This is a genomic window from Microbacterium sp. LMC-P-041 (genome assembly GCF_030209555.1).
Classification (GTDB): domain Bacteria; phylum Actinomycetota; class Actinomycetes; order Actinomycetales; family Microbacteriaceae; genus Microbacterium.
The window spans coordinates 22,078-32,375 of sequence record NZ_JARVRV010000006.1; the positions used below are offsets into that span (position 1 = coordinate 22,078).

10 protein-coding genes are annotated in these 10,298 nt (G+C 66.7%); 4 read left to right on the forward strand and 6 right to left on the reverse strand.

Going from position 1 to position 10,298, the window contains the following annotated elements; translation table 11 throughout:
- Position 1: 1 nt before the first annotated feature.
- From QRN21_RS12925 to QRN21_RS12950, 6 genes are all read right to left on the reverse strand, one after another.
- Entirely contained in the window at positions 2 to 1,396 is a 1,395-nt protein-coding gene (locus QRN21_RS12925) for an aspartate aminotransferase family protein (RefSeq protein WP_285364333.1), read from the reverse strand.
- On the reverse strand, positions 1,393 to 1,860 hold the full coding sequence (locus QRN21_RS12930) for an Lrp/AsnC family transcriptional regulator (protein ID WP_053097793.1): 468 nt from the start codon (positions 1,858 to 1,860) through the stop codon (positions 1,393 to 1,395). Before QRN21_RS12930 ends, QRN21_RS12925 begins: the two co-directional genes overlap by 4 nt.
- A gap of 88 nt (positions 1,861 to 1,948) precedes the next feature.
- Positions 1,949 to 3,109, reverse strand: coding sequence for an acyl-CoA dehydrogenase family protein (locus tag QRN21_RS12935; RefSeq protein WP_053097792.1), 1,161 nt, complete (start codon positions 3,107 to 3,109; stop codon positions 1,949 to 1,951).
- On the reverse strand, positions 3,106 to 3,864 hold the full coding sequence (locus QRN21_RS12940) for an alpha/beta fold hydrolase (protein ID WP_285364336.1): 759 nt from the start codon (positions 3,862 to 3,864) through the stop codon (positions 3,106 to 3,108). The genes QRN21_RS12935 and QRN21_RS12940 overlap by 4 nt, the downstream gene beginning before the upstream one ends.
- A 44-nt stretch (positions 3,865 to 3,908) precedes the next feature.
- Positions 3,909 to 4,823 carry a sugar kinase gene (locus tag QRN21_RS12945; protein WP_285364337.1) on the reverse strand — a complete coding sequence of 305 codons (915 nt, stop codon included), beginning with the start codon at positions 4,821 to 4,823 and terminating at the stop codon, positions 3,909 to 3,911.
- Positions 4,820 to 5,983 carry an MFS transporter gene (locus QRN21_RS12950; RefSeq protein WP_502883102.1) on the reverse strand — a complete coding sequence of 388 codons (1,164 nt, stop codon included), beginning with the start codon at positions 5,981 to 5,983 and terminating at the stop codon, positions 4,820 to 4,822. Before QRN21_RS12950 ends, QRN21_RS12945 begins: the two co-directional genes overlap by 4 nt.
- A 434-nt stretch (positions 5,984 to 6,417) precedes the next feature.
- Between QRN21_RS12950 and nrdH the strand changes: the two genes are divergently transcribed.
- From nrdH to nrdF, 4 genes are read left to right on the forward strand one after another with little or no spacing between them, the layout of a single operon-like run.
- Positions 6,418 to 6,651, forward strand: a complete 234-nt coding sequence (nrdH, locus tag QRN21_RS12955) for a glutaredoxin-like protein NrdH (RefSeq protein WP_042537838.1) — start codon at positions 6,418 to 6,420, stop codon at positions 6,649 to 6,651.
- Between the two features lie 6 nt (positions 6,652 to 6,657).
- Positions 6,658 to 7,119: a class Ib ribonucleoside-diphosphate reductase assembly flavoprotein NrdI gene (gene nrdI / locus QRN21_RS12960; protein ID WP_053097788.1), complete on the forward strand. Its 462-nt coding sequence runs from the start codon at positions 6,658 to 6,660 to the stop codon at positions 7,117 to 7,119.
- A gap of 20 nt (positions 7,120 to 7,139) precedes the next feature.
- Complete coding sequence (gene nrdE / locus QRN21_RS12965) at positions 7,140 to 9,260, forward strand: class 1b ribonucleoside-diphosphate reductase subunit alpha (RefSeq protein WP_056280194.1); 2,121 nt, start codon at positions 7,140 to 7,142, stop codon at positions 9,258 to 9,260.
- Between the two features lie 33 nt (positions 9,261 to 9,293).
- Positions 9,294 to 10,274 (forward strand): class 1b ribonucleoside-diphosphate reductase subunit beta, encoded by a 981-nt coding sequence (gene nrdF, locus QRN21_RS12970; protein WP_056279164.1) that lies wholly within the window; start codon positions 9,294 to 9,296, stop codon positions 10,272 to 10,274.
- Positions 10,275 to 10,298: the final 24 nt, after the last annotated feature.

A 10,298-nucleotide genomic window follows, 5' to 3' on the forward strand; every position in this document is an offset into this window, starting at 1 on the left:
GTCAGAGCACCGACTGGGCGTCGGTGAGCACGCTCCGCAGGATCTGCTCGATCTGACGGAACTCCGCGGGTCCCACCGTGAGCGGCGGCGCGAGCTGGATCACCGGGTCGCCGCGGTCGTCCGCCCGACAGTACAGCCCGGCCTCGAACAGGGCGGGGGAGAGGAAGCCGCGCAGCAGCCGCTCGGACTCGTCGTCGTCGAAGGTCTCCCGCGTCGCCTTGTCCTTCACGAGCTCGATGCCGAAGAAGTAGCCGTCTCCGCGCACATCGCCCACGATCGGGATGTCGAGGAGCTTCTCGAGCGCGGCGCGGAACAGGGGCGAGTTCTCGCGCACGTGCTCGTTGAGCCCCTCCTCGTCGAAGATCGCGAGGTTCTCGAGGGCCACGGCCGCCGAGACCGGATGCCCGCCGAACGTGTAGCCGTGCGGGAACGACACGTCGCCCTTCGAGAACGGCTCGTAGATCCGGTCGCTGATGACGGTCGCGCCGATGGGCGAGTAGCCGCTCGTCATGCCCTTGGCGCACGTGATCATGTCGGGCACGTAGCCGAGGCCCGTGCACGCGAAGGTGTGGCCCAGGCGACCGAACGCGCAGATGACCTCGTCCGACACGAGCAGCACGTCGTGGCGGTCGCAGATCTCGCGCACTCTGGCGAAGTATCCGGGAGGAGGCGGGAAGCATCCGCCCGAGTTCTGCACCGGCTCGAGGAAGACCGCGGCGACCGTGTCGGCGCCCTCGAACAGGATCATCTCCTCGATGCGGTCGGCGGCCCAGCGACCGAAGGCCTCGAGGTCGTCGCTCGGGCCGCCCATCTCGGCCGCGCGGTAGAAGTTGGTGTTCGGCACGCGGAACCCACCCGGGGTGACGGGCTCGAACATGGACTTCATCGCCGGGATGCCGGTGATGGCCAGTGCGCCCTGAGGGGTGCCGTGATAGGCGACCGATCGCGAGATGACCTTGTGCTTGGTGGGCTTGCCCATCAGCTTCCAGTAGTGCTTCGCGAGCTTGAACGCGGTCTCGACCGCCTCGCCGCCGCCCGTCGAGAAGAACACCCGGTTCAGATCGCCGGGCGCCTCGGCCGCGAGTCGATCGGCGAGCTCGATGGCCGCCGGGTGCGCATACGACCACAGCGGGAAGAACGACAGCTCGGAAGCCTGCTTCGCCGCGGCCTCGGCGAGCCGACGGCGGCCGTGGCCGGCGTTGACGACGAAGAGTCCGGCGAGGCCGTCGAAGTACTCCTTGCCCTTCGAGTCCCAGATGCGGTGACCGTCGCCCTTGACGATGATCGGGACGCCGCTCTTCTCCATCGTGGACTGCCGTGTGAAGTGCATCCACAGGTGGTCCTTGGCCATGGTCTGGAGTTCGGACTCGGACGGTGTCGGGCGTTGCGTGCTCATCTGGTCCCCCAGTTGTAGAGCTGCTTCTGCAGCTTGGCGTAGATGAAGGTCTCGGTCGACAGGACCCCGTCGATCGGGCGGATGTGATCGTTGATGAGGGCGAGGAGGTCCTCGTCGTCCTCGCAGACGACCTCGGCGAGGATGTCGAACGAGCCCACGGTGATGACGACGTAGTCGATGGCGGCGATCTCGGCGATGGCCTCGGCCACGACCCTCGTGTCGCCCGAGACGCGGACGCCGATCATGGCCTGCCGGGGGAAGCCGAGCTGCATCGGATCGGTCACTGCGACGATCTGCATCACGCCGGACTCGGTGAGCCGCTGCACGCGTTGGCGGACGGCGGCTTCGCTGAGTCCCACCTCTCGCCCGATGTCGGAGTACGAGCGTCGCCCGTCCTCCTGCAGCAGTTCGATGATCGTCTTCGCGACATCGTCCAGTGGGGGGTGCTTCTTCGAGGACGCCATGATGCGATCCTCGCACCGCAGCGGCCGGTCTTCAACTGATTCCGCAGAATCGGCAGAGCCTCAGGGGTGAAACCGCAGAATATCGCGCTTATGCCTCGAGGGGTCCGAGCCAGGCGCTCGCCGCAGTGGAATGCGCCGATTCGGGATCGGAGGGATGGAATGCGCCCGCGAGGACGTCCCGGTAGAGACGCGACAGTTCGTTCGACGAGAAGTACGAGCCGCCGCCGGCGACGAGCATCGCCTGATCGACGACGTGCTTCGACATCGTGATCGCCCGGTGCTTGACGCCCGACAGCAGCGTGAACCACCGAGCGCCGTTGTCGACCCTCTCATCGACATCGCGGGCGAGCACCGCGATCTGCGGCGGGAGCGCGTCGTACGCGAGGCCCATGTCGGCGATGCGCCAGCGGATGTCGGGATCCTGGCTGTACGTCGCACCCGTCTTCTTCGAACGGCGCATCTGCGCGGTGAGCACCGCGAGGTCGAGGGCACGGCGTGCGATGCCCGTGTAGACGGAGGCGAGCAGGATCTCGAAGACGGAGAAGATCCCGAAGACGATCGGGTCGGGGTTCGGGCCCGGATCGATGCGACGCACCACGTGCGCGGCATCCGCCACGGCTCCGTCGAGACGCGTCGTGCGGCTCTGGGTGCCCCGCATGCCGAGGGTGTCCCAGTCGTCGCCCGTGACGACCGCGTCGGTGCGGTCGACGAAGGCGAAGACCAGCTTCGGAGCGTCGGCGCTCGTCGTGTCGAGGCCGTGCAGCCCGAGCCTCGTCCATACGGGCGCGAGGGAGGTGAAGATCTTCGTGCCGGTGAACGCGTAGCCTCCGTCGGCGGTGGGCGCGGCCTCGGTGTCGCTCCCGAACAGCACCAGGTCGTTGCCGCCCTCGCTGATTCCGAAGGCGAAGACCTCGCCCGCGACCGCGCCGTCCTGCACGAACTCGAGACCCGGCACGCCGCGGTCGGAGAAGACCTTCGCGACGCCGGTCCACACCAGGTGCATGTTGATCGCGAGCGCCGTGGCGGGAGCGGCGGTCGCGAGACGCTGCTGCAGGATCGCCGCCTCGGCGAGGCCGAGCCCCGCGCCCCCGCGTTCGGCGGGCACGAGGATCGACAGATATCCCGCATCGCGGAGCTCATCGAGGTCCTGCTCGGGGAACGTGTTCTCGCGGTCGTGGATCGGGGCCCGCTCGCGGATGCGCTCGAGAAGGTCGTCGGGAAGGTAGGCGGTCGGATCGAAGGTGCTCACGCGAGTGCCTCTCTCAGCTGTCGGACGGTCTCTTCGGGCTTGTCGCGGTGCAGCGAGTGCCCGGCGCCCTCGACGACCGACATCGTGACGAGGGGGTTGGAGGCGAGGACGCCGGCCGCGACCTCGCCGGTGAAGATGCTGTAGACCGCGGGATCCGAGGCGATCACATGGGTGGGAACGGTCAGCCGGGCGGCATCCGCAGTGACGTCCCACGGAGTGTTCTGCGCACTCGTCTGCTCGACCGCCCAGGCGCTCGCGCGGTGCACCGCGTCGACCTTCAGCTCCCAGTCCTGCGGGTGCCAGTGCGGATGCTCCTGCCGCACCAGCTCCACCCTGTTGTCGGCGAAGGCGCGCTCCTGGCTCCTGCGGACGATCGCGGCATCCCGGCCGCCGACGAGGATCGCCGGATCGAGCAGCACGAGTCGGCGCGTCCACTCGGGAGCGGATGCCGCCGCCGCCGTGCTGGAGGCCCCGCCGAGCGAGTGGCCGACGACGGCATCCCAGGGTCCCCCTCCGTCGGGCGTCGTGGTGGCGAGGTCTGCCGCGTAGGCGGCGACCGAGTAGTCGAGGGCGCGCGGGGCGTCGCCGTGGCCACGCAGATCGACGGCGGTCGCGTGCCATCCGGCGTCGGCGAGGTCGGAGCCGACGCGCCACATGAGAGCCGCGGACGAGCCGAGCCCGTGCACGAGGAGAACGCGACGATCGGATGCCGGGTCGCCCCAGGAGATGCGGGGCAGCGTGAGCGGTGCGGGCATGCAGCAAGCCTACGACCGGCTCGCGGCGGTGAGGCCTGCGGAGCTCAGTCGAGGGGCGGCAGGTCGCCGTGCGTCGTCAGCACGCGGGCCGCTGCGGTGTGGCCCGCGGACAGCCGTGCCGACAGATCTGCGCCGTCGAGGGTCGCGGCGAGGAACCCGGCCGCGAACGCGTCTCCGGCGCCGACCGGCTCGACGACCTCGACACGGGGAGCGGGCACGAACACCGACTCGTCGTCGCCGAGGAACGCGGTCGCCCCGACGTCGCCGTCCTTGACGATGAGCAGCCCGCAGTGCGGCAGACGGGTGCGGATCTCGGCGGCGGTCGCGGTGCCCCAGATGCGCTCGGCCTCGTCGCGTCCGACGAAGGCGATGTCGGCGGCGTCCGCGAGGCGGGCGAGGGTGTCGGCGGCATCCTGCATCGTCCACAGTGCGCGGCGATCATTGACGTCGAAGGACACGAGGGCGCCGGCGGCGCGAGCGTCGACGAACAGCTGATCGACCATCGCGCGGCAGGACGGCGAGAGCGCCGGGGTGATGCCCGTGGTGTGCACGATGCGGACGCCGGCGAGCTGGGCGGCGTCGAGGAACCCCGGTGCCATCAGAGAGGCGGCCGAACCGCGCCGGTAGTAGTAGACCGACGACGACTCCACGCCGGGGTCCTTGAACATGACGCCGGTGGGAGCATCCGCATCCGTCGTCACCCAGAGGTCGACGCCGCGCCGCTCGAGCTCGGTCGAGATGCGCACGCCGATCGGGTCGTCACCGAGGCGTGAGGCCCACGCGGCGCGGTGCCCTGCCGACACGAGCCCGACCGCGACGTTGCCCTCGGCTCCCGCCAGACCGAGCGCAGCCGTCTCGGTCTCGGCGAGCGGGGCGCCGAGAGCGGTGACGAGTCCCATGGACTCGCCGATGCAGACGACCTCGGGGGCGGCGGATGCGGGGGAGGGGGCAGAGCTCATGAAGGGGTGACCGCCAGAGGTTCGGTGTCGGGGTGGGGACTCGCGTCGCGATGGCGCAGGTCGGGGAAGGAGCGGACGAAGACGATCGAGACGACGAGGCCGGCTGCGGCGAACAGTGTCGCGGCGAGGTAGGCGCCGCGCGGGTCCGTCGCATCGACCAGGAAGCCGGCGACCGCCGAGCCCGCCGCGGCACCGATGAGCTGTCCCGTGCCCGCCCAGCCGAACGCCTCGGCGGTCTCGCTGAACTTCACGCTCGCGGTCGTGATGGCGAACAGCACGGCGAGGGCCGGCGCGATGCCGATGCCGGCGAGGACCAGCGTGCCGCCGAGCCAGAACACGTTGAGGGAGAACATGGTGAGCGCCAGGCCGACGGTGACGATCGCGAGACGGCGGGCCATCGCCCAGGGGCCGATGGGGATGTGTCCGAACGCGAGTCCGCCGGCGAGGCTGCCGACCGAGAAGACGGCGAGCACGAGGCCGGCGGCGAGGCTGCCGTGCTCGAACGTGGCGACGACGCCGACCTCGACGGCGGAGCAGGCGCCGATGAGGAGGAACCCGATGACGGTGGCGAGCAGCACGGGCGGCTTGAGGACGACCTTGCCGAGGGCGTTGCGGCTGCGGGGGATGCGCACGCGACCGACCTCGGGCGAGAGGATGAACCACGCCCCGCCGCCCACCAGCACGACGGCGACGAGCAGGAGACCCTCGGCGGTGCCGACCTGGGTCGAGACGAGGGTGATCACGACGGGCGCGATGACCCAGATGATCTCCTGCAGCGAGGCATCGAGGGAGAACAGCGGAGTGAGCTGCTTCGAGTTCACGAGCTTCGGATAGATGGTGCGCACGGCGGCCTGCACCGGCGGGGTCGAGAGACCGGCGATCATGCCCAGGATCATGTAGCCGGGGATGCTGAGGGGGAGGAGCGCGAGCCCCAGCACGGCGACCACGCAGACGCTGAGCGTCAGGGTGAGCACGCGGCGCATGCCCCAGACACCCATCCACCGACTCGTGATCGGGCCGGCGACGGCCTGCCCGACGCTCGTCGCGGCGAGCACGAGGCCCGCCGAGCCGTACGACCCGGTCTGCTGCTCGACGTGCAGCAGGATCGCGAGCGAGGTCATCCCGTTGGGGAAGCGAGCGGTCAGCTGTGCAGCGATCATGCGCGCCACTCCGGGCGTGCGAAGAAGGTCCCGATATCCCGCCACGGGTCAACGCTACCGGGAGGCGCGGACGCGGGTCCAAGCGGCTCCTCCGCGACACGCCGCGACACGCCCAAACCGAGTTTCCACAGAAAATCCGATGTCCGAGGTCGGCCATATCGTCCCCCCTGTGGATGGATCTCTCACAGGTCGTTCCCAGCCGCGATTTCTCGCGGTTCGGAGGCACTGTCAAGGGGGCTGTGCCTGTGGAAGAAACGGTGGAGAACCTGTGTTGTAACAGTGGAGAGCGGTGGAAAACTACACGTATGTAACTACTACCCCTAGTGGTCACCCTGAATGTCCGTACCTATATGTAGTATTGAGATCCCGGTGAGGGTCTACCGGAAAACAGCCTGATTCAGATGCAGGCCAGAGATGTGAGGGGAAGCGAAAAGATGTCGATCACGGTCTACACGAAGCCGTCCTGCGTTCAGTGCAACGCCACCTACCGCGCGCTCGACGCCAAGGGCATCGAGTACGAGATCCTCGACCTGTCGGAGGACGCCACGGCGCTCGAGCAGGTCAAGGCGCTCGGCTACATGCAGGCACCCGTCGTCGTCACCGACGAGGGTCACTGGTCGGGCTTCCGCCCCGACAAGATCGACGAGCTCGCCTCGCGTCTGGCGTGATCCGCCATGAGCGCCGTCGCGACCGCCGCGCCGCTCCTGGTCTACTTCTCGAGCGCCTCGGGTAACACCGCGCGCTTCGTCGAGAAGCTCGGGCTCCCGGCCCGACGCATTCCCCTTCTCCGACAGCAGGAAGAACTCGTCGTCGACGAGCCCTTCGTGCTGGTCACCCCCACCTATGGCGGGGGTGAGGGGCGCGGCGTCGAACGAGGCGCGGTGCCCAAGCAGGTCATCCGGTTCCTCAACGACGAGCGCAACCGGCGTCACATCCGCGGAGTCATCTCGGCGGGCAACACCAACTTCGGCGACTCGTTCTGTCTCGCCGGTGACATCATCAGCCGCAAGTGCAACGTGCCTCACTTGTATCGGCTCGAGATCTTCGGCACACAAGACGATGTAGATCGCGTGAGCGACGGATTGGAGCGACGGTGGGTACCGCAGTTGACGAGCAGGCAGGAGCCGACTCAGTGACGGATACGGTGGCGTTCAAGATGAACCCGACCTACGAGGGCCTGGACTATCACGCCCTCAACGCGATGCTGAACCTGTACGACGCGAACGGCAAGATCCAGTTCGACGCCGACAAGCGGGCGGCGCGCGAGTACTTCCTGCAGCACGTCAACCAGAACACGGTGTTCTTCCACTCGCTCAAGGAGCGCCTCGACTACCTCGTCGAGAAGGAGTACTACGAGCCGGCCGTGATCGAGCAGTACTCGCTCGAGTTCATCCAGAAGCTCAATGACCTCGCCTACGGCAAGAAGTTCCGCTTCGAGACGTTCCTCGGCGCCTTCAAGTACTACACGAGCTACACGCTCAAGACGTTCGACGGCAAGCGCTACCTCGAGCGCTTCGAGGACCGCGTCGTGATGACGGCCCTCGGCCTCGCCGGCGGCGACGAGCAGCTCGCCGTCGCACTGGTCGAGGAGATCATCTCCGGCCGCTTCCAGCCCGCGACCCCGACCTTCCTCAACTCGGGCAAGGCCCAGCGCGGCGAACTCGTCAGCTGCTTCCTGCTGCGCATCGAGGACAACATGGAGTCGATCGCCCGCGGCATCAACTCCGCCCTCCAGCTCTCCAAGCGCGGCGGCGGAGTGGCGCTCCTGCTCTCGAACATCCGTGAGGCCGGTGCGCCGATCAAGCAGATCGAGAACCAGTCCTCGGGCATCATCCCCGTGATGAAGCTCCTCGAAGACAGCTTCAGCTACGCCAACCAGCTCGGTGCGCGTCAGGGTGCCGGCGCGGTGTACCTCAACGCACACCACCCCGACATCATGCGCTTCCTCGACACCAAGCGTGAGAACGCCGACGAGAAGATCCGCATCAAGACGCTGTCGCTCGGCGTCGTCGTGCCCGACATCACGTTCGAGCTGGCGAAGAACGGCGAGGACATGTACCTCTTCTCGCCGTACGACGTCGAGAAGGTCTACGGCGTCCCCTTCGGCGACATCTCGGTCACCGAGAAGTACCGCGAGATGGTCGACGACCCGCGCATCAAGAAGACGAAGATCAACGCGCGCGAGTTCTTCCAGACGATCGCCGAGATCCAGTTCGAGTCGGGCTACCCGTACATCATGTTCGAGGACACGGTGAACAAGGCCAACCCGATCAAGGGCCGCATCAACATGTCCAACCTCTGCAGCGAGATCCTGCAGGTGAACACGCCGACCACGTACAACGACGACCTGTCGTACGACCAGATCGGCAAGGACATCTCCTGCAACCTCGGCTCGATGAACATCGCGCTGTCGATGGATGCCGATGACCTGGGCCAGACGGTCGAGACCGCGATCCGTGCGCTGAGCGCGGTGAGCGACCAGAGCCACATCCGCTCGGTCCGCTCGATCGAGGACGGCAACGACCGTTCGCACGCGATCGGCCTCGGCCAGATGAACCTGCACGGCTACCTCGCCCGCGAGCACGTGCACTACGGCTCCGAAGAGGGCATCGACTTCACGAACATCTACTTCTACACGGTGCTGTTCCACGCGCTGCGCGCCTCGAACAACATCGCGATCGAGCGCAAGCAGGCCTTCGACGGCTTCGAGGACTCGACCTACGCGTCGGGGGAGTTCTTCGACAAGTACATCGAGCGCGCCTGGGTTCCCGAGACCGAGAAGGTCAAGGAGCTCTTCGCGGGCAAGCACATCCCGACGCAGGAGGACTGGGTGGCGCTGAAGGCGTCGATCCAGGAGCACGGCATCTACAACCAGAACCTGCAGGCGGTGCCCCCGACCGGCTCGATCTCGTACATCAACAACTCGACGTCGTCGATCCACCCGATCGCGTCGAAGATCGAGATCCGCAAGGAAGGCAAGCTCGGCCGCGTCTACTACCCGGCGCCGTTCATGACGAACGACAACCTGGAGTACTACCAGGACGCGTACGAGATCGGCTACGAGAAGGTCATCGACACCTACGCCGCCGCCACCCAGCACGTCGACCAGGGCCTGTCGCTGACGCTGTTCTTCAAGGACACCGCCACGACGCGTGACATCAACAAGGCTCAGATCTACGCATGGCGCAAGGGCATCAAGACGATCTACTACATCCGTCTGCGTCAGATGGCGCTCGAGGGCACCGACATGACCGAGTGCGTCTCGTGCATGCTCTGATCCGGCCCTGAACACGAGAAACGACGAAGAATCATGACTCCTCACCCCCCGCTCAAGCTGGTCGACAGCGTTCAGGCGATCAACTGGAACCGCATCCAGGACGACAAGGACCTCGAGGTCTGGAACCGCCTGGTGAACAACTTCTGGCTGCCTGAGAAGGTGCCGCTGTCGAACGACGTCCAGTCGTGGAACACGCTCACGCCCGATGAGCAGCTGCTCACCATGCGCGTGTTCACCGGTCTGACGCTGCTCGACACGATCCAGGGCACCGTCGGCGCCGTCTCGCTGATCCCCGACGCGATCACGCCTCACGAAGAGGCCGTGTACACGAACATCGCGTTCATGGAGTCGGTGCATGCGAAGAGCTACTCCTCGATCTTCTCGACGCTCGCGTCGACGAAGGAGATCGATGAGGCGTTCCGCTGGTCCACCGAGAACCCGAACCTTCAGAAGAAGGCTCAGATCATCATGGACTACTACCAGGGCGACGACCCGCTCAAGCGCAAGGTCGCCTCGACGCTGCTCGAGTCGTTCCTGTTCTACTCGGGCTTCTACCTGCCGATCTACTGGTCGTCGAAGGCTAAGCTCACGAACACGGCCGACCTGATCCGCCTCATCATCCGTGACGAGGCCGTGCACGGGTACTACATCGGCTACAAGTTCCAGAAGGGTCTCGAGAAGGAGACCGAGGAGCGCCGCCAGGAGCTGAAGGACTACACCTTCAACCTGCTGTTCGAGCTCTACGACAACGAGGTGCAGTACACGCAGGACCTCTACGACGGCGTCGGCCTGACTGAGGACGTCAAGAAGTTCCTGCACTACAACGCCAACAAGGCGCTGATGAACCTCGGCTACGAAGCGATGTTCCCCTCGACCGTCACGAACGTGAACCCGGCGATCCTGTCGGCTCTCTCGCCGAACGCCGACGAGAACCACGACTTCTTCTCGGGATCGGGATCGTCGTACGTCATCGGCAAGGCCGAGGCGACGGAAGACGACGACTGGGACTTCTGAGTCACCTGCTGAACGACACGAAGG